General features: G+C 47.0%; 18 protein-coding genes. 5 read left to right on the forward strand and 13 right to left on the reverse strand.

Annotated features, from left to right (window positions below):
- Nucleotides 1-59: 59 nt before the first annotated feature.
- A complete protein-coding gene (locus JFC06_RS08300; RefSeq protein ID WP_198334666.1) occupies nt 60-1,259 on the reverse strand; it encodes a siderophore-interacting protein in 1,200 nt (399 codons plus the stop codon).
- Between the two features lie 492 nt (nt 1,260-1,751).
- Between JFC06_RS08300 and JFC06_RS08305 the strand changes: the two genes are divergently transcribed.
- From JFC06_RS08305 to JFC06_RS08325, 5 genes are all read left to right on the forward strand, one after another.
- Nucleotides 1,752-3,068, forward strand: a complete 1,317-nt coding sequence (locus tag JFC06_RS08305) for a flavin-containing monooxygenase (protein ID WP_198334667.1) — start codon at nt 1,752-1,754, stop codon at nt 3,066-3,068.
- The gene (locus tag JFC06_RS08310; RefSeq protein WP_198334668.1) at nt 3,065-3,952 is read left to right on the forward strand and encodes a bile acid:sodium symporter family protein; all 888 of its coding nucleotides are present in this window, start codon (nt 3,065-3,067) and stop codon (nt 3,950-3,952) included. The genes JFC06_RS08305 and JFC06_RS08310 overlap by 4 nt, the downstream gene beginning before the upstream one ends.
- Nucleotides 3,945-4,877: an SDR family oxidoreductase gene (locus JFC06_RS08315; RefSeq protein WP_198334669.1), complete on the forward strand. Its 933-nt coding sequence runs from the start codon at nt 3,945-3,947 to the stop codon at nt 4,875-4,877. Before JFC06_RS08310 ends, JFC06_RS08315 begins: the two co-directional genes overlap by 8 nt.
- 17 nt (nt 4,878-4,894) lie before the next feature.
- Nucleotides 4,895-5,686, forward strand: a complete 792-nt coding sequence (locus JFC06_RS08320) for an SDR family oxidoreductase (RefSeq protein WP_198334670.1) — start codon at nt 4,895-4,897, stop codon at nt 5,684-5,686.
- 83 nt (nt 5,687-5,769) lie between these two features.
- A complete protein-coding gene (locus JFC06_RS08325; RefSeq protein WP_198334671.1) occupies nt 5,770-6,417 on the forward strand; it encodes a glutathione S-transferase in 648 nt (215 codons plus the stop codon).
- Between the two features lie 160 nt (nt 6,418-6,577).
- Here JFC06_RS08325 and JFC06_RS08330 read toward each other — a convergent pair whose 3' ends face one another.
- From JFC06_RS08330 to catC, 12 genes are all read right to left on the reverse strand, one after another.
- Nucleotides 6,578-7,942 carry an MFS transporter gene (locus JFC06_RS08330; protein WP_198334672.1) on the reverse strand — a complete coding sequence of 455 codons (1,365 nt, stop codon included), beginning with the start codon at nt 7,940-7,942 and terminating at the stop codon, nt 6,578-6,580.
- Between the two features lie 337 nt (nt 7,943-8,279).
- Nucleotides 8,280-9,062, reverse strand: a complete 783-nt coding sequence (gene pcaD, locus JFC06_RS08335; RefSeq protein WP_198334673.1) for a 3-oxoadipate enol-lactonase — start codon at nt 9,060-9,062, stop codon at nt 8,280-8,282.
- Between the two features lie 85 nt (nt 9,063-9,147).
- The gene (pcaF, locus tag JFC06_RS08340; protein WP_198334674.1) at nt 9,148-10,386 is read right to left on the reverse strand and encodes a 3-oxoadipyl-CoA thiolase; all 1,239 of its coding nucleotides are present in this window, start codon (nt 10,384-10,386) and stop codon (nt 9,148-9,150) included.
- Nucleotides 10,387-10,431: 45 nt separating this feature from the next.
- Nucleotides 10,432-11,085 (reverse strand): 3-oxoacid CoA-transferase subunit B, encoded by a 654-nt coding sequence (locus JFC06_RS08345; RefSeq protein ID WP_198334675.1) that lies wholly within the window; start codon nt 11,083-11,085, stop codon nt 10,432-10,434.
- Nucleotides 11,086-11,122: 37 nt separating this feature from the next.
- A complete protein-coding gene (locus JFC06_RS08350; RefSeq protein ID WP_198334676.1) occupies nt 11,123-11,815 on the reverse strand; it encodes a 3-oxoacid CoA-transferase subunit A in 693 nt (230 codons plus the stop codon).
- Between the two features lie 140 nt (nt 11,816-11,955).
- Entirely contained in the window at nt 11,956-13,152 is a 1,197-nt protein-coding gene (gene benE, locus JFC06_RS08355; RefSeq protein ID WP_198334677.1) for a benzoate/H(+) symporter BenE, read from the reverse strand.
- Nucleotides 13,153-13,230: 78 nt separating this feature from the next.
- Complete coding sequence (locus JFC06_RS08360; RefSeq protein ID WP_198334678.1) at nt 13,231-14,010, reverse strand: 1,6-dihydroxycyclohexa-2,4-diene-1-carboxylate dehydrogenase; 780 nt, start codon at nt 14,008-14,010, stop codon at nt 13,231-13,233.
- A 47-nt stretch (nt 14,011-14,057) separates the two neighbouring features.
- Nucleotides 14,058-15,074 carry a benzoate 1,2-dioxygenase electron transfer component BenC gene (benC, locus tag JFC06_RS08365; protein ID WP_198334679.1) on the reverse strand — a complete coding sequence of 339 codons (1,017 nt, stop codon included), beginning with the start codon at nt 15,072-15,074 and terminating at the stop codon, nt 14,058-14,060.
- 65 nt (nt 15,075-15,139) lie between these two features.
- The gene (gene benB, locus JFC06_RS08370; protein WP_193006992.1) at nt 15,140-15,637 is read right to left on the reverse strand and encodes a benzoate 1,2-dioxygenase small subunit; all 498 of its coding nucleotides are present in this window, start codon (nt 15,635-15,637) and stop codon (nt 15,140-15,142) included.
- Between the two features lie 84 nt (nt 15,638-15,721).
- Entirely contained in the window at nt 15,722-17,101 is a 1,380-nt protein-coding gene (gene benA, locus JFC06_RS08375) for a benzoate 1,2-dioxygenase large subunit (RefSeq protein WP_193006991.1), read from the reverse strand.
- Nucleotides 17,102-17,229: 128 nt separating this feature from the next.
- Nucleotides 17,230-18,153, reverse strand: a complete 924-nt coding sequence (catA, locus tag JFC06_RS08380) for a catechol 1,2-dioxygenase (RefSeq protein ID WP_198334680.1) — start codon at nt 18,151-18,153, stop codon at nt 17,230-17,232.
- A gap of 231 nt (nt 18,154-18,384) precedes the next feature.
- Nucleotides 18,385-18,675 (reverse strand): muconolactone Delta-isomerase, encoded by a 291-nt coding sequence (catC, locus tag JFC06_RS08385; RefSeq protein WP_198334681.1) that lies wholly within the window; start codon nt 18,673-18,675, stop codon nt 18,385-18,387.
- Between the last annotated feature and the right edge of the window lie 142 nt (nt 18,676-18,817).

Here is an 18,817-nt window from a genome sequence, read left to right on the forward strand (position 1 = left end):
TCGATAATCGATGAGTCGTTCAGTCTCTACTGTGTGTGAATGTATAAAGCGCGAACGGTTTATTGCATTCGCCAATACACCTTTATCACCATATCCTGACGTGATAAGCCAAGGCTTGCTTTTAATTTTGGTCGTAACGACTTGATATCTGTTGCTTCAAGCGCGCCCCATACCTTGTCAATCTTGCGCGGCATGGTGGTGAGCTGCGTGTGTAATAACATCACTATTTGTGCAGCAAGGTCAGTCTTAGGTGTATTGACAATAGGCAGTAAGTTGTTTTGCAAAAAACACTCGTCCTGACGTAGATGGTCGCTAAGTTTTAGGGTATGGAGGTAATTCACGTCCTCTGGATCATTGGTGATGACAATGACAAGGGGAGACAATGGGTTTTGCCAGTTTTCTAATAGATTGGCTACTGTAGGCAGCGAGGTTTCATCACAGATGAGTAAGCATTGGCCTTCAGTGAGATGTTCTGTTTTTTCAGGATACTCACGCACACTTTTTATTTGCATGTCACGGGTGAGAGAACGCGCCCAGTTACCGCCTGGGGTGTCACCATGAACATAGACATCTATCCAAGCTTGAACAGCGCCGTTGTCTGAATCTTGCCAAGCTTTTCGTAAAGTGTAATAACGCTGCAAAGGCTTGTCCTGATTTACTGATTCGTTGTCTGCTGATATATTGTCCACTGATTCATTGTTTGGCGCCAATAATCCATCGGAATCAAGTTCAAATAAATAGGCATAGCCTGGATGATTAAGCGGCGTGCTAGCAGGTGCGGTTACCACCAATCGGTATAGATTAGGACTGGCATAATAGCCATTCATCACAGTAAAACGCTGCTCTTGAAGTTTAATCGTGCGTTTGCCAAGCTGACTGGCAGACTTTTGCAACAGTGTGATGTATTGCTCTTGCAGTGCCACTGAGTCGCTAATAGGGGACGTAAAATGGATGAAGTGATGATTTGTGACAGCGGAGGCGGCTGCGAAAATGTGGCCGCTGACAGGCCTTTTAGCTTGAAGTGTGCCGGCTGTGTTGTTGTCAGTAGTAGGGGTTATGACCTCTAGCAATATACCATCACTATAGATCTCTTTTATCGTCGCTACCTCGTACTCGCGCATTGATTTTTTGGTAAAAGCGTTGATAAACATGGCAAGTTCATCTTGATGTTCTTCATTGATGTGACTGACGAATTGGTCTTTATCGGTAATGGCTAACGGTGTTTTATTGATATCATGCTGGGCAAGTGGTTGAGCCATAAATATGATTCCAAGCTAAAAATCAAATAGCAGTCAATTAACTGATATCTAAAAATACGAAGTCGCGGAGAGGTTAGATAAAAAAATCAGAAACTTGAGGTTGATCAACAAGATATCTATAACTGACTAGAGAGACAGAAAATACATGAACGAATAAACAGTGAGGATCGATAAGCGATGTAGGTTATTGATAACCATTAACATCTAAATTATTATTACGTTAATCGGTGTGGATGTCAATGTGTTTAGGCTTGACGGGACGTTATTTTATAGCTGTGACACCAAAGGTGATAATACAGGGTGTGAGGAGCGGCAACACACAAACAGCGTAAGAGATCTACTGAGTCGCTTTATTCGTTTGCTCGGGCGAATGGTTAAATGTATGCTATTTCTGTGTTAAGGGTAAGCAAGACGCTGGTAATGCCCGCCAGTAGGGCAGTCAGATGGAACTGGCTGATTAATATAATGAAATGGATTTTTAAGGTGATTCTCATGTATGCAGTGATTGGAGCAGGTCCAATGGGGTTGGCTGCAGCCCGAAATTTACAAAAACTGAATATTGCTTTCACAGGTTTTGAGTTGCACACAGATGTGGGCGGATTGTGGGATATCGACAATCCACACAGCACTATGTACGAAAGCGCCCATTTAATTTCGTCCAAGCGCATGACCGAATTCGCCGAATTCCCTATGAATGACTCGGCCGCTTCTTACCCTCATCATACGCAGCTACGTCAGTACTTCCGCGATTTTGCAGACACTTTCAATCTCAAATCACACTACGAGTTCGCCACGCGAGTGATTAGCGTGGAGCCTGAAGGTGATCGTTGGCGTCTGATTAGTGAATGTGATGGCCAAACGCAATCACGCTTATTCGATGGTGTCTTGATCGCTAACGGCACTTTGCACACCCCTAATATGCCAGGCTTGCCGGGTGAGTTTGCAGGCAAGTTAATGCACTCATCCGAGTATCGTAGCCCCTCCATTTTCACAGACAAACGCGTGCTGATCGTTGGCTGCGGTAACTCTGGGGCGGATATTGCCGTTGATGCAGTACATCATGCCAAGTCCGTAGACATCAGTTTGCGCCGAGGCTATTATTTTTTGCCCAAATTTATTAAAGGTCAGCCAAGTGATACGCTCGGCGGCAAGCTAAAGCTGCCACGTCCGGTGAAACAGCGCATGGATGCTGCCATGATCCGGATGATCATTGGCAAACCCTCTGATTACGGATTACCGAATCCAAATTATCGTATGTATGAGTCCCATCCAGTGGTCAACTCACTGGTGTTACACCATTTGGGACATGGCGATATTAAGGCGCGTCGGGATATTCGTCACATAGATGATCACACTGTGACGTTTAGTGATGGTGAAAGTCATGATTATGACTTGATTCTCATGGCGACCGGTTACCTACTTGACTATCCATTCATTGACCGACAGCATCTCAACTGGCCGGTCAATCAAGATGCACCGCAGCTCTACATGAATGTGTTTCATCCTATCCATGACAATTTATTTATGATGGGTATGGTTGAAGCCGCAGGTTTGGGCTGGGAGGGTCGCAATCAACAAGCGCGGCTGGTGGCGCTTTATATTCAGCAGCGCGAGCAGAACACAGAAGCCGCCAGACAGTTCAATGAGGTGAAACGTCAGCGTGCTGGCACAAATCTCGATGGTGGCTATAATTATATCAAGCTTGCACGCATGGCGTATTATGTGAATAAAGATGAGTACTTAGATACTCTGTCCAAGCACATAGCTGAGCTCAAGATAGAACAACCTATACTGGCATCAGAAGTATGATGGCGGCGGTGGTATTTTCACCAAGTAGTCTGGTTTTGCTTAATCTTATCTTGACGTTAATGATGTTCGGTGTGTCACTGAGCCTGCGTCTCGAAGATTTTAAGCGCGTCATTTTGTCTCCAATCGCACCAATTGCCGGTTTATTTGCTCAGTTTTTGTTGTTGCCCTTGATGACGTGTCTGCTTACTTGGGCATTAAACATCGACCCAGAGCTGGCGCTAGGGATGATTTTGGTGGCGTCCTGTCCTGGCGGTAGCTTCTCTAATATCATGACTTGGCTGGCACGCGGCAATGTTGCGGTGTCAGTCAGCATGACAGCTGTATCGAGTCTTGCTGCGACCGTATTAACACCATTGAATTTTGCCTTTTACGGTTGGCTTAACCCGCATACACGCGAATACTTGACGCAAATCACGATTGAGCCTAGCAGCACTTTGATATTGGTTTTGCTGGTTCTGGCAGTGCCTTTAGTGCTCGGTATGGTGACGGGGCGCAAGCTACCGGATTTAGTAGTACGCATTCAAAAACCGCTGCGCATCATCTCGCTGCTGGTGTTAATGAGCTTTGTCGCGATTGCTTTTTCAAGTAATGTCGCCCTTTTTATAGAGCGTTTTCACAGCTTTTTTTGGTTGGTCGTGGCACACAACCTGCTGGCACTCTCGTTGGGTTACGGGATAGGCCGAATGCTCAAGTTACCGGTCGCTGATCGACGCGCTGTGACCTTGGAGGTGGGCATCCAAAACTCAGGATTGGGTTTGGTCATTTTATTTACCTTTTTCCCAGAGGCGGGCAGCATGATGCTGATCACGGCATTCTGGGGCGTCTGGCACTTAGTGTCAGGCCTCACACTTTCACAAATCTGGGCACGGATTCCCTATGAATAAACGTATACTAATCACTGGCGCGGCTGGCTATATAGGCCATCAACTGGGTAATCGACTGGCTGCTCATTATCATGTAGTCGGCACAGATGTACGCCGCCGCGACGATTTGGACTTCTCAGTTGCAGTACTGGATGTACGCGATCAGAGTCTGACTGCATTACTAAAAAAAGAGAAGATTACCCATGTTGTGCATCTAGCCTCCATCCTACAAGCATCGAAAGATCGCGCTCGTGACTATGATATCGATGTCAATGGCACGCGCAATGTGCTCGACTGCTGCATTAAGGCAGGTGTACAGCACTTAACGCTGACCAGTTCTGGAGCGGCCTACGGGTATCACGCCGATAATCCTGAATGGATAGACGAACAAGATGCATTACGCGGTAATACTGAGTTTGCCTACTCCGACCATAAAAGACAGGTCGAGGAAATGCTGGCCGACTTCCGCCAGCAGCATCCGCAACTACAGCAACTCATTTTTCGGCCGGGTACCGTATTGGGAGCCGATACTCGTAACCAGATTACCAGTTTGTTTATGGCGCCGCGTGTTCTTGCGCTTAAAGGTAGTGATTCGCCTTTTGTGTTTATTTGGGATCAAGACGTGATTGGGGCCACGGAGATGGGGATACGCGAGGACAAAGTTGGTATCTACAATATGGCGGGTGATGGGGCGCTGACGATGAAGGATATTGCTAATCGACTCAACAAACCGCTACTTACGCTGCCAGTATGGTTGGTTAAATCTGGGTTGCAGGTTGCAAAATGGCGTGGCAAACCAACGGGGCCAGAGCAAGTTAATTTTTTGCGGTATCGTCCCGTTCTCAGCAACCAGCGGTTAAAAGAAGAGTTTGGTTATCCTTTAGCGAAGACGTCTGCCGAAACGTTTGAGTACTTCATCGAACGCAATGGTCTGCGTAAACCCTGACACAGAGAATGTCATCAATGTCATTAACATCTGTCACTCTAATCACTGGTGCGGCCTCGGGTCTGGGCTGGGCGATGTCTCGTCACTGGTACGCAGCGGGACATCGTTTGGTGCTGGCCGATATAGATGGGCCAGCTTTAAGCGCACGTGCTACTGAGTTGGGAGACTCTGATAGAGTCATGGCGGTCACCACAGATATCACTCAACTCGATGATATTGCTTTTCTTATTGAGCAAGTGCGTGAACGCTTTGGTCGGCTTGATCTACTGGTTAATAATGCTGGAATTACCCACCGCTCACCAGCGCATCAGACTGATCCTGCGGTGTTCCGCAAAATCATGGCAGTAGATTGGCAGGGGGCAGTAGAGTTGACCATGGCTGCGCTACCCCTGCTACGTGAATCCAGCGGTCAGATTGTCTGTATTGGCTCGATGGCAGGGTGGATGCCAGTGCCGGGGCGTGCAGCATACTGCGCCGCTAAGGGGGCATTGACACAATTCTTTGAAGTGCTACGCTTGGAGCTAGAGTCTGAGGGTATTCACATCCTCATGGTGTACCCAAGCTTTCTGGATACGCCTATTGAGAATCATGCGCTGGGGCATAATGGTGGCATCGCCCGGCACCCACGCTCGATGGTAGGTAATATGCGCAGCGCTGAATGGATGGCTGACTTGATCGATCAAGGGTTGCAGCAGCGCAAACGCTGGATACTGCCTGAACCTATTTCGCGCTTTGGCAGTTTACTGTGGCGAGTGGCACCGGCTCTATACTTGCGTCAGGTGCGTAAACGCTTTAAAAGCGAGCTGTGATAACATAGATTAAGACTAATATTTGGTAACTACTGAAAACAGGAGCTCTGACCCCTTGAGCTCATCCAACTACAGGAATAACTATGACTTCACCGCTTCACCGTCTGTACTCTTTTCGTCGTTGTCCCTACGCCATGCGAGCTCGTCTTGGCCTTTTATTTGCCCAATTGCCAGTGGCGCTGCGGGAGATCACGCTCAAAAACAAACCGGAACAGATGCTAGCGATTAGTCCGAAAGGCACCGTACCGGTTTTACAGCTTGCGGATGGGACGGTGATTGAAGAGAGCCTAGAGATAATGGTATGGGCATTGGAGCAGCAAGACCCACAAGGGCTGCTTGATGAAAACGTTTTATCTCAGGCCCATGCTTTAATTGAGCAAAACGACAATGAGTTTAAACACTGGCTAGATCGCTACAAATACGCCGATCGTCATTTAGAGATGACGCAGACAGCGTATCGACAGCGGGGAGAAGCGTTTTTGCAGGTTTTGGAGGAATTACTGACCAAAAATGCCTACTTACTGGGGAGTCGTGTGACTATTGCTGATATTGGCATCATGCCTTTTGTTCGCCAATTCGCCCATGTGGATCGTGATACTTTTTATAGCTTGCCATATCCTAAGCTGCAACAGTGGCTACAGAACTGGCTTGCGCACCCGTTATTTCTGCAAGTCATGACCAAATTTCAACCATGGCAAGAGGGAGATGCGGTGGTGGTTTTTCCGTCTTAATACGACAACTTCATCCCCCTGTAGCCTTTTTCGGTTGACCTGACCATACGTTGACAATAAAGAAATAGCGTACTCACATCGTGAATACGCTAAAAATTGATAAGTGTTAAATAATCGTGTGCAACTGCGTGTGCAACCGCATATCACGCTTAAGTGAATTTTAAGTCGAGATTGGGGTGTCTAAAGCCATCTGTGGTGGCTGATTTTTTTTACTGTCAACCGCAGCACTGAGGTTCACTAAGAAAATGGCAATGGCGGCAATAATACCTGGTATGGCGATAAACAAAAAGTTGGTTTGATGACTGAGCTCAAGTGTCAGTAACGCCCCCGTCAAAATGGGTCCAACAATCGCGCCAATGCGCCCGATACCTGATGCCCAGCCCATCGCTGTCGTACGAACCGCGGTAGGGTAGTACTGAGCCACAAAGGTATAGAGCAATATCTGTGAGCCGATCGTCGTGGCGCCAGCAATCGCGATGAGGGTGTATAACACCACCTGAGGACTGTTATAACCAAGCAGTATTAATGAAACCGCACCAAGAGCAAACATAGTGGTCAAGACCGGCTTAAGGTGGAATTTATCAGCCAGCACACCGCCACCAATCGCACCCACCATGCCACCAATGTTGAGCGCAAATAAAAACAGCATACTAACGCCTAGCGAATAACCCGCTTGAATCATCAGTTTGGGCAACCAGCTGGCGAGGGCGTAAACCATCAGTAGGCACATAAAGAAAGCAACCCAAAACATAATGGTCGTAAAGCCGCGGTTTTTTAGGAAAAGCGCTTTAATAGGAGCATCATCACCTTTGGTCGGTTCGTCTAACAATAAAGTGGTAGAAGGGGTGACGGTTGCCTGTGGCGCCAGTTTTTGCACGATGACTTTCGCCTCTGTGTCTCGTTTTTCTTTGACAAGATACATCAAAGACTCAGGCAGCATTTTCCAAATAATAGGTAGCAGCAAGGTCGGTATGCCGGCAATATAAAACATCACCTCCCAGCCAAAGTCCACCACCAAAAACGAGCCCAGTAGGGCGGATGCCATACCACCGATGGCATAGCCACTGAACATCACCGCGACCAACGTACTGCGGATGCGTTTTGGCGCATACTCTGAAGTCAGTGCGACACAGATTGGCATCACGCCACCAATACCCAAACCGGCGATAAAGCGCAAGGCGGCAAATTGCATTGGACCACTAGCAAACGCGCCTAAAAAGGTAAAGCTACTGAACAGGCCCACGCAAATCATGATGGTTTTTTTGCGACCGATTTTGTCAGATAAAGTACCAAAGATCATCGCCCCAAACATCATGCCAAATAAGGCCGCGCTGGCAAGAAAACCTGCTTGTACAGCTGTCAATGACCACTCTTCCATAAGCAGTGGTAGTGCCACACCATAAATGATGAGATCGTAGCCATCAAAGATAATAATTAATAAACACCAAAACAGCACTTTCCAATGAAAGGGCGCAAATTTGGCGTCATCAATCACTTTATTGACGTTTAACGTTGGTGATTCCATTCGTCTTTCTCCATGGGTAATGTCCCTATAAGTACTTATTAAGTTAGGGTTTTCTAAGGATCAAGTCAAAAACCCTCTAAGTATAAATTTATACCAAAAAGGTATGGTTGTTGCTTGGGTGGTGGAGGGGAAATAAGGGCTGCCACTAAAATACGTTGTCATGATTTATAAACCTGTGACTTCTGCGCTGTGACTGTTGTGCAAAAGTCTGGTACTCACTGACCGTGAAACACATTTTTAAAACACAGACAAAAAACAGCTCATATATCTAAAAGATATATGAGCTACTTATTGCTCTCTTCTCACATGGGTACTTAAATGCGCAATAAGTTTGGCGTTATGAATGGGTCAAATGTTGTCGCACAAGTTGATTGAATACCTCAGGCTGCTCAATATTTGAGATGTGTGAAGCGTCGATCGTGGCAAGCATGGCGTTTGGGAGACGCTCGACCATATATTGACCATCAGCAACCGTCGTCACAGGATCTTTAGAGCCTGCCACCACTGTAATCGCGACATCGATATCTTTTAACTGTTCGCGAGTATCAGCGACAGACAGCGCCTCACAGCAGCTAGCATAACCCTCTCTACTCCCAGCGGCAAGCGTATCAGATAAGTTTTGTACGACCTCAGGATGAGTGTCGATAAAGCCTGCGGTAAACCAACGCGATGCTGCTGTAGCTGCAATAGGGTCTAGACCTTGCTCTCGTACCAACTGCGCACGATCTGTCCACGCTCCCTCGTTCCCAATCTTCGCGGCGGTATTGCATAGCATCAAGTGGTGGAAGCGGTTAGCATAATTGAGGGCTAGCCATTGACCAGTCATGCCGCCCATTGAGATGCCACAAAAAAATGCTTTATCAATATTCAGATGATCAAGCAAATCAATGACGTCTTGACCAAGCTCATCAAGACTATAAGGGCCTTTGGGCGCAGAAGATTTACCATGACCACGAGTGTCATAACAAATAATGAAGTAATCGTTTTGCAAGGCGTCAATTTGCGGCTGCCACATGTGGTAACTTGTCCCTAAGGAGTTGGAGAATATAAGCGCAGGGTGGTGATTATCACCAAAAGTAGCATAGTGTAAAGTAACGTCTTTATTGTTAAATACGGGCATAACTATTGTCCTTATTTGGAATGGTGTCATTATCGTGTCAGTGACGCATAGGCTTGTGGTTATGATGGTTAACTATTTATATGCTCTATGCGCAATGGTCAACACGTTCAATAATCATGGCGATGCCTTGTCCTACCCCAATACACATGGAGCAGATGGCAAAGCGTTTGCCCGTTTTTTCAAGTTGATTGAGTGCGGTTAAGATCAGCCTTGCGCCCGACGCACCTAGGGGGTGACCAAGCGCAATCGCCCCACCATTGGGATTGACGCGTGCGCTATCATCTGGCAAACCTAAGTCGCGTGTACAGGCTAGCGATTGCGCCGCAAATGCTTCGTTTAATTCAATGACATCCATCTCATCGAGTGACAATCCTGTTTGCGCCAATAGCTTTTTTATCGCTGGTGCGGGGGCAAACCCCATGATGCGTGGTTCAACCCCGACCGTCGTTGCCGCCACAACACGGGCACGCGGCTTTAAGTTAAATTGCTTCACCGCTTGCTTGGAAGCGACTAAAAAAGCTGCCGCACCATCATTAATCCCTGAGGCATTACCGGCTGTCACGGTGCCGTTTTCTTTGACGATGGCACGCAGCTTGGCTAATTTCTCAAGCGTGGTATCAGCCCGAGGATGCTCATCTTTATCGACAATGACCGCATCGCCTCTGCGCTGCGGGATGACGACTGGGGTAATCTCGTCTTTGAAAAATCCTGCCGCTTCTGCAGCTTTGGTACGTTGTTGGCTACGTAGGGCAAAAGCATCTTGGTCAGCGCGATTGATGTTGAACTGCTCGGCGACGTTTTCTGCCGTTTGCGGCATGGTCTCGGTACCATATAATTTGTCGAGCTTTGGATTGATGAAACGCCAGCCCATCGTAGTGTCTTCAAGCGTTTGGCCACGCCCAAACGCTTTATCTGATTTGCCCATCACAAACGGTGCACGGCTCATGCTCTCAACGCCGCCTGCGATAATGAGATCGGCTTCTCCTGCTTTAATCGCGCGCGCGGCGATGGCTAGCGCATCCATTGATGAGCCACATAAGCGGTTGACGGTGGTGGCAGGCACCTGATAGGGAAGGCCTGCGAGCAGTGACGACATACGCCCAACGTTACGGTTATCCTCACCGCTTTGATTGGCGCAGCCATAGATGACATCATCTACTTGCATCCAGTCGACGTTGGTATTACGCTCCATTAGTGCTTTGATAGGGATAGCGCCTAAGTCATCTGCCCGTACTGGTGCCAAGCCGCCACCGTAACGCCCAAAAGGTGTGCGAATGGCGTCTATAATATAAGCATCATTTAAACCAGTGATGAAATCAGTCATGGTGAGTATCCTGTCCTGAGAGTTGGGTTTGGATTGTGAGTTTTTTTATGAATGAGTGGCATCAATGAGCCTAGCACCAGTCACTGCTTGCAACTCAGCAAAGCTCATACCGTCAATGATCTCTGTGACTGCTAACCCTTTATCAGTGACATCAATGACACACAGATCGGTGTAAACACGATCAACGCAGTGTTTGCCAGTCACGGGGTAGGTCAGTTCATTGACAATCTTAGGATCGCCTGTTTTCGTTGTGTGATTGGTCATGACAAAGACTTTTTTGGCACCAACCGCTAAATCCATGGCGCCGCCGACAGCGGGTATTGCGTCTTCTGCACCGGTACTCCAGTTAGCTAAGTCGCCATTGGCCGCCACTTGAAACGCACCCAACACGCAAATATCGATGTGTCCACCACGCATCATGGCAAACGAGTCACCGTGATGAAAAAAGCTGCCACCCTCTAACATAGTGACGTATTCTTTTCCGGCATTGATCAGTTCGGGGTCTTCCTCACCTTTGGCGGGCGGAGGGCCAAAAGCCAGCAGGCCATTTTCTGAATGCAAAAACACATCCTTATCAGCAGGCAAATATTTCGCAATTTTGGTGGGTAGACCAATGCCCAAATTGACATAGGCACCATCTGGGATATCTTGGGCAGCACGCTTGGCGATTTGGTCCCGTGTTAGTAACGTATGGCTCATGGTGAAGCTCCTTATAAATGGCAGTGTTAAGCGATGACTAAGCGATAGCTGCGGCGTTGGCATGAGTTGGCTGGATTGGCACCACATGCTGCACAAAGATACCCGGCGTGATGATGTGTTCGGGATCAAGCTCACCCAGCTCAACGGTTCTAGAGACTTGAGCGATGGTCACGTCAGCCGCCATTGCCATGATTGGACCAAAGTTACGGGCAGACTTACGATAGACCAAGTTACCCCAGCGATCGCCCTTGTCAGCTTTGATTAAGGCAAAATCTGCTTTAATTGGATACTCTAGGACATAGTCTTTACCATCGATATGGCGCGTCTCTTTACCTTCTGCGAGCAAAGTACCAAAACCTGTTGGCGTGTATACCGCACCAAGTCCCATACCGGCGGCTTGAATACGACAGGCGAGATTGCCTTGTGGCACCAGTTCAAGCTCGATTTTGCCCGCATGATACAGCTCATCAAACACCCAAGAGTCTGATTGGCGCGGGAACGAGCAAATGATTTTGCGTACCGCCCCAGATTTTAATAGTTTGGCAAGACCATGGTCACCGTTACCAGCATTATTATTGATGATAATCAAATCTTTAACGCCCAAACTGATGAGGCCGTCAATCAGTTCGGCAGGCTGTCCTGCAGTACCGAAGCCACCAATCATAATCGTGGCGCCATCTTTGATTTGACTGAGCACATCTGTGAGACTTTTATCCGCTTTGTTAATCATATTGATATCCTATAAGACAGTAGTGTTAGAGATTATTAGCCAGAATTTTCGTTAAAACCGTTGAATCATTCATTAAGGAGGCTGAGTGTTAATGGGTGGTATCAGAAGGTGGTATGATCAATCACTCATAGCGTTTGCGATTAAGTAGAAAGTGGTGATAAACGTTTTTTTGTCAAAACATAATGAGCCACCATACCGATAACAATGCCCCAAAATACAGAACTTAACCCAAGAAAACTCATGCCAGAGGCGGTCGCTAAAAAAGTAATTAAGGCGGCGTCTCGTTGGCCGTCATCTTTCATAGCAATCGTGATGTTGGCAGAAATAGCACCAATAAGAGCAAGGCCTGCCAATGCTGCGACCAGCTCTTTTGGCAACAGACTAAACACCATGACAATGCTACCGGCAAACAATCCCCCTAATAAGTAAAAAATCCCATTGGCGACGCCTGCGATATAGCGTTTTTCTTTGAGCTCATGTGCATCTTTGCCTGTACACAGCGCGGCAGTAATCGCCGCGAGTACAATGGTAATGCCACCAACACAAGCGACCACTAATGAGGCAAGGCTTGCGACACTGACGATGGGTTTGGCTGGTGTGTTGTAGCCACTGAGATTTAAGATGGCCATACCCGGTAAAAACTGCCCTGTTAAGCTGACCAAGATTAAGGGAATGGCAAGGTTAAACGTGGCGTTCCACGTCCATTCAGGCCAGATAACGGTGGGTATGGTCATCGCCAAATTCATCGAAACAGGATTCATCCTGCCGAGCAGGAGACTTAAAATAACCCCGCATAACAAGACCCAAATCATGGTGTAGCGCGGTGAGAAACGTTTGGCCAATAAGTAACAACCAAGCATGCTAAACACGATAAACGGCATGGTGTTGGTGGCCACAAATAACGCTAAGCCAAACTGAAACAAAATACCGGCCATCATACCGGCCGCAATACCATTCGGTATCCACCTTAAAATCTTGTCAAAAGACCCTGTAGCACCCACCAAAAATATCACCACTGCTGAGAGGATATAAGCAGATATGGCCTCATTGATACTCATCTCAGGAAATACGGTTACCAGTAGTGCTGTACCGGGCGCTGACCAAGCGGTGATGATTGGCGTCTTGTACTTAATGGAGAGATAAATGCCAGATACGGCAGCACCAATGGAGATACCCCAAATCCAAGAAGCCATCATTGCATCTGAGACCTGCGCGGCTTGTGCGGCCTGAAAAAAGATAATCAGGGGGCCAGCATACGAGATGAGCACCGCCAAAAATCCTGCCACCGACGCGGAGAGTGACCAATCTTCTTTTAAGGTTTGGATGACAGTGGCCATATTGCTTCCTTGCAAATAAGCGGTAATCCTAGAGTAGGAGAGATTAAATGAGTCAAACTCCGAGCTTGTTGGGCGCCTTTAGCCTGCGTCACCGCCTCCCACAGGGATCGTACTGCCAGTGATATAAGAGGACTCATCTGACGCTAAAAACACAATGGCATTGACTTGTTCATCAATCGTGCCATAGCGTTTCATAAAGGTGCGATCAATGGTTTGATCAACGACTGCCTGCATCCATAACTTTTCATCGTCTGTTAAGGGCTTAGCATTACGTGGAATCTTTCTGGGCGGCGCTTCCGTACCACCCGTTGCGACCGCGTTGACACGAATACCGTCACGGGCGTACTCAAAAGCGAGTGAGGCTGTCATGGCATTCACACCACCTTTCGCGGTTGAGTAGGGGATACGGTTAATACCACGTGTGGCGATGGAGGAGACATTGACAATGGTGCCCGCTTGCTGTTCGACCATGACTGGCAATACCGCACGGCAACACCAGAGCGTTGGAAATAATGAGCGACTGATTTCTTTTTGCACCTCTTCTTCTGAGAAGTTGATAAAGGGCTTCATCCATATCGCCCCGCCAACGTTATTGACGAGTACATCGATACGACCATAAGTGTCAAGAGCCTTATCGATAGCCGCTTGTGCGCCTTGATAGGTTTCAAGATCCGCTTGAATCGTCGTGGCATCACCGCCGTTTGCCGTGATGTCGGCCAAGACTTCTTCCACCAACGGTGAGAAGTCGGCCATGACTATTTTTGCACCCTCACTTGCTAGACGTAAGGCGACGCCGCGCCCGATACCTTGGGCGGCGCCAGTGACGATACATACTTTATTTTCAAAGCGCTTACTCATTGCTGTCTCCTAAAAACCTTGCTTGTCACGCTATGGTTTAAGCCATGTTATTTTTCACTTGGGGTGAATTTCTCATAATAAAAATTGCTGGGTTTTAGCTGTCTAGTGTCTAGCCAGTCACTGACCGCATCGACCATGGCTAAAGGACCACAGAGATAAACATCAACGTCACCTCCATTTAACCACTCATCTTCAACATGGCTTGTGACGTAGCCTTTACGCTCATGGCTACTGTCTTCGCTTGCCACGCAGGTACGATAATCAAACCAAGCATGGTTTTGTTTCACTTCTTCAAGTTTGGCAATTTCCACCAAATCCGTATCATTGGTGACGCCGTAGACCATATTGACAGGGTGATGGACGCCAGCAACCTCTAAGCTTTTTAGCATCGATAAGAAAGGGGCAATGCCTGTCCCACCTGCCAAAAATAATGTCGGGCGCACCAGTGGACGTAGATAAAAACTCCCAAATGGCCCTTCAAAGTCGATGTCCTGACCAATCTGAGCGATATCAGACAAGAAGGTGCTCATCTTGCCGTTAGGGATATTACGGACGACAAACTCAGCTTGCTTGGCGCTCGGCACAGAGCTAAACGAGTAAGAGCGTGTTTCGTCAGAATCAGGAATACTAATATTGACGTATTGACCCGGCAAAAACACCAATGCATCTGGGTTTTCGATGTCCACGCCAAAATGAATGGTGGACTCTGACAGTACATTGAGCTGTTGTAGCTTGCCTTTGAAAGTAGATTTACCCACTTTACAGGCTTCAGAGGAGCTTGGTACTTTGATGACGCAGTCGCTTTCTGGAATCATCTGACAGGTCAACACGTAACCCTCAGCAGCTTCCGCTTCTGTCAGCGCGTCTTCGATATACATGTCAGGGTGCATATCGTAGCTACCTGACTCACAGTGACAACGGCAGGTGCCGCAAGCGCCATCAAGACAATCCACTGGGATATTGAATTTTTGACGATAAGCGGCTTCGGCGACCGTTTCATCTGCTTCACACTTGATAAAACCTGTGACGCCGTCTTCGAACTGTAGAGCAATATTGTATTCCATGAGAAATATCCCTTTTCAACACGTGTTAAATGAAACGTAGTGTCTGAAGAATGAGTGAGTGATAACTAGATGTGATAGACATCCATAATTTGATGCACATAGTCGTCTTTTAAGACCACGTATTTATCTAAAATCTTTGGTTTGTCTTGATTCATATCTATCTTGTACTGAGAGTATCCCCAATAGGTATTGGTCTCGTGATAGCGATAAGATTTATTGATCCAGTTAAAGCGTACAGTCACGATCCCGTCATTATCTTCAAGTAACTCAATGTTAGATAAGTTGTGGGTGGTGCGGGTATCAGGGATGGTCGCTGAAGAGCGCTCCGTTTCGATACGGAAAATACGATCTTCAAGACCACGACGATCAGGATAATAAATCAGTGAGATCTCTCTTTGTGGGTCGCTGATGAGCTCGCCATCGTCATCCCAGCTGGGCATCCAAAATGGACAGTCTTCGTCATAGCACGTCAGCCATTCATCCCAGTTTTTTTCATCAAGTAAACGCGCTTCACGGTATAAAAACTGCCGAACCTCTTCGATATTAACGGTTGCATTTTTCATTATCGATATCCTTATGTATTTATGAGTCCTGCCATAACAAGCAAGTGACGGGCTTTCGTATTTGGCTTGGCTTAGTGGCTGATATTACCCTTCACCATGTAGCTGTTTTTCTTGCTCTAGGGCTTTTTTCATCTCTTGATGCCAGTAGCGATGCTGTACGGTATATAAGCCTTCGTCTTCCGTTTTAACGCCACTCATTAAAGGTTTGAGATCGATGGCGGCTGCCCCTTCGTCAGCACCTTCTATCCAGTGCTCTGAGCCTCGGCACATATCATTCCATTCGAGCTTGATGCCGTTATAGCCTTCTTGGCATGAACGGAATTCCTCTAGGTCATCGGGTGTTGCCATGCCGGTGACGTTAAAGAAATCTTCGTACTGGCGGATACGGCGAGCACGTGCTTCATCGCTTTCACCTTTTGGGGCGATACACCAAATACTCACTTCTGTTTTATCAACAGCAATAGGACGTAGCATACGAATTTGCGAGCTGAACTGATCCATGATATAGACGTTCGGATATAAGCATAAGTTACGCGAACGTCCAATCATCCAATCCGCCATGGCCTCGCCATACTTGGCCACGTAGTCGTCACGATACGCATAGTTTGGACGGTCTTGTGGGTTTTCCCACTGGGTCCATAGCAGCATATGACCATTTTCAAAGGAGTAAAAACCACCGCCTTGACGACCCCATTTACCAGCGTTCATGGCCTTGATATTGTCTTCTTTAACCGCTTCGGTTTCTTTACGGCGCGCAGTTGTCGCAGCATAGTTCCAGTGCACAGCTGAGACGTGATAGCCGTCGGCCCCATTTTCAGCTTGCAGTTTCCAGTTACCATCAAAGGTATAAGTTGACGTGCCACGTAGAACTTCTAACCCTTCTGGTGATTGGTTGACAATCATGTCAAGGATTTTGGTGGAGCCACCAAGCCAGTCTTCGATAGGTTCGACATCATCATTTAGACTGGCAAATAAGAAGCCTTTATAGTTGGCAAGTTTGACTTGTTTGAGGTCATGCGAGCCTTCTTTATTAAAACATTCAGGATATCCTGCGTGTCTTGGGTCTTTTACTTTGAGTAGTTTGCCTGAGTTGTTAAAGGTCCAACCGTGGAATGGGCAGGTATAAGTGGCTTTGTTGCCTTTTTTATGACGGCATAACTGAGCGCCGCGGTGTGAACATGAGTTAATCATGCAGTGCAGCTCGCCTTCCTTATTACGGGCAAGGATGACTGGCTGACGACCAATGTATGACGTGTAGTAGTCGTTATTGTCAGGGACTTGCGTTTCATGAGCCAAATACACCCAATTGCTCTCAAAAATGTGTTTTATCTCAAGCTCAAATAGCTCTTCATTGGTGAAGGCACTACGATGCAGACGATAGATCCCTTGTTCTTTACTTTCTTCTAAAAAATCATCAATAGTGATATCTGATCCTTCAGGTATTAGGTTGATACGCTCGCTCATGGTGGCCTTCCTTGTATAATAACGGTGTTAAATGAGGGTAGGGAGTGAGGTTTGATACGACACTTGGGACGTATCAAACACAAGAATCTACTGTTTATTAGCTACTTATATTCAATAACAAGTGAGCCTTAACCTTGGGCACGGCGGCGTTCAACTTCACTGCCTTGGACCGGTTTATCGATGTCTTTTACGAGATGAAAATCAAAATCAATACTGGCATAGGGTTTATCAAGCGCTTTTTCTTGTAGCTTGTCAGCGTCTTCAACCATTGTCACTTCTGGCACCAAGCCTTCACGACTGGCAAAAGCAAAGTCATCCCATAAGTATTCATCGCCATCGATGTTAATTTGCGTGGTCAATTTGCGATGTCCATCTGCACTGGCAAAAAAGTGGATGTGGGCTGGGCGATGACCATGACGGCCGAGCGGGCCCAGTACTTTTTGCGTCATGCCGTCTGGTGGTACTGAGTAACCGAGCGGTACAATACTGCGGAAGGCATAATTGCCGTTTTCATCAGTGATGATGCTACGACGTAGGTTAAAATCAGACTGTGATTCATCAAAGAAAGAGTAGTTGCCTAAGCTATTGGCATGCCATACTTCAACTTTGGCATTTGGCAGTGGTTTGCCATCGTTGTCATAAACAGTCCCTTGCATAAACAGCACGGTGCCATTGTCAAGATCCGTACCGTCGTCTAGACGAGCAAAGCCCTTTTCTTCTGGCGCACCAGCGACATAGAGTGGCCCTTCGATAGTACGTATGGTCCCGCCATCAAGGCCCGCTTCTTTTAAATCTTCTTCAATCATCAAATCCATGAAGTGATCAAATCCAAGACCGGGTGATAATAAACCGGCCTCTTTGCCCAAATCACCAATAAATTCAACCCCAGTCCAGTATTCATCGGCCGTGATTTTTAGATCATTGATGGTTTGCATGAGGTCAGTGACGATACGTAATACAATCTCTTGTACGCGTGGATTGACTTGTTCAGGGAAGTCAATTTTGCCTTTGATGAATTGCGTGGCTAGTGCTTCAATTTGGCTGCGTTCCATGTCTCTCTCCTTGTTGAGGACTATTTAAAGGTTTTGATATTGAGCTTTCTTACTCAAATTGTGTCGATTAAATGACTGATCTACTAAATTTTGGGTCATAAAGTACCCTTGGTCTGCGATAGACCAATGGAAGTCTAGTGAGAAAAATGTGTGGAAACGATTGCTGATACGCTATTGGTGATTGGTTATAAGTCACTCTGATGGCGCTGACCAATAGCGCTGTCTACGGGTTTAGCTATCATCATCACGGACAGATGAGGGATGACGTAGTAATGGCGTGACCTCAACTTTCATGTATGGGTACAGGGGGAGCGACATCATGATGTCGTGTAGCTCTTCATTACTATCGACATCGAAAATACTAAAGTTAGAGTACTCACCAGCCAAACGCCAAATGTGACGCCATTTACCTTGTTCTTGGAGTTTTTGTGAGAGGGCTTTTTCGGTTGCTTTAAGCTCGTTGACCTTATCGGCATCCATATCCGTTGGGATTAAAACATCCATTCTGACGTGGTATAACATAACTGTTTCCTTGTATCTGTTGAAGGGTAGTGTGGCTGACAACTGCTTCCTGTCAGCACTCAGTGTTCATATATAGGGTTACCTGTATTTTTGACGCTTTTTGGCGGCTTGCTATACGCTCTTAGTGTCAGAGTTACTCGTA

The organism is Psychrobacter namhaensis (genome assembly GCF_016107545.1).
Classification (GTDB): domain Bacteria; phylum Pseudomonadota; class Gammaproteobacteria; order Pseudomonadales; family Moraxellaceae; genus Psychrobacter; species Psychrobacter namhaensis.

Excerpts from the sequence above, each read along its gene's own strand:
- JFC06_RS08300 (WP_198334666.1), bottom strand. The coding sequence starts at position 1,259 with ATGGCTCAACCACTTGCCCAGCATGATATCAATAAAACACCGTTAGCC.
- JFC06_RS08305 (WP_198334667.1), top strand. The coding sequence starts at position 1,752 with ATGTATGCAGTGATTGGAGCAGGTCCAATGGGGTTGGCTGCAGCCCGA.
- JFC06_RS08310 (WP_198334668.1), top strand. The coding sequence starts at position 3,065 with ATGATGGCGGCGGTGGTATTTTCACCAAGTAGTCTGGTTTTGCTTAAT.
- JFC06_RS08315 (WP_198334669.1), top strand. The coding sequence starts at position 3,945 with ATGAATAAACGTATACTAATCACTGGCGCGGCTGGCTATATAGGCCAT.
- JFC06_RS08320 (WP_198334670.1), top strand. The coding sequence starts at position 4,895 with ATGTCATTAACATCTGTCACTCTAATCACTGGTGCGGCCTCGGGTCTG.
- JFC06_RS08325 (WP_198334671.1), top strand. The coding sequence starts at position 5,770 with ATGACTTCACCGCTTCACCGTCTGTACTCTTTTCGTCGTTGTCCCTAC.
- JFC06_RS08330 (WP_198334672.1), bottom strand. The coding sequence starts at position 7,942 with ATGGAATCACCAACGTTAAACGTCAATAAAGTGATTGATGACGCCAAA.
- pcaD (WP_198334673.1), bottom strand. The coding sequence starts at position 9,062 with ATGCCCGTATTTAACAATAAAGACGTTACTTTACACTATGCTACTTTT.
- pcaF (WP_198334674.1), bottom strand. The coding sequence starts at position 10,386 with ATGACTGATTTCATCACTGGTTTAAATGATGCTTATATTATAGACGCC.
- JFC06_RS08345 (WP_198334675.1), bottom strand. The coding sequence starts at position 11,085 with ATGAGCCATACGTTACTAACACGGGACCAAATCGCCAAGCGTGCTGCC.
- JFC06_RS08350 (WP_198334676.1), bottom strand. The coding sequence starts at position 11,815 with ATGATTAACAAAGCGGATAAAAGTCTCACAGATGTGCTCAGTCAAATC.
- benE (WP_198334677.1), bottom strand. The coding sequence starts at position 13,152 with ATGGCCACTGTCATCCAAACCTTAAAAGAAGATTGGTCACTCTCCGCG.
- JFC06_RS08360 (WP_198334678.1), bottom strand. The coding sequence starts at position 14,010 with ATGAGTAAGCGCTTTGAAAATAAAGTATGTATCGTCACTGGCGCCGCC.
- benC (WP_198334679.1), bottom strand. The coding sequence starts at position 15,074 with ATGGAATACAATATTGCTCTACAGTTCGAAGACGGCGTCACAGGTTTT.
- benB (WP_193006992.1), bottom strand. The coding sequence starts at position 15,637 with ATGAAAAATGCAACCGTTAATATCGAAGAGGTTCGGCAGTTTTTATAC.
- benA (WP_193006991.1), bottom strand. The coding sequence starts at position 17,101 with ATGAGCGAGCGTATCAACCTAATACCTGAAGGATCAGATATCACTATT.
- catA (WP_198334680.1), bottom strand. The coding sequence starts at position 18,153 with ATGGAACGCAGCCAAATTGAAGCACTAGCCACGCAATTCATCAAAGGC.
- catC (WP_198334681.1), bottom strand. The coding sequence starts at position 18,675 with ATGTTATACCACGTCAGAATGGATGTTTTAATCCCAACGGATATGGAT.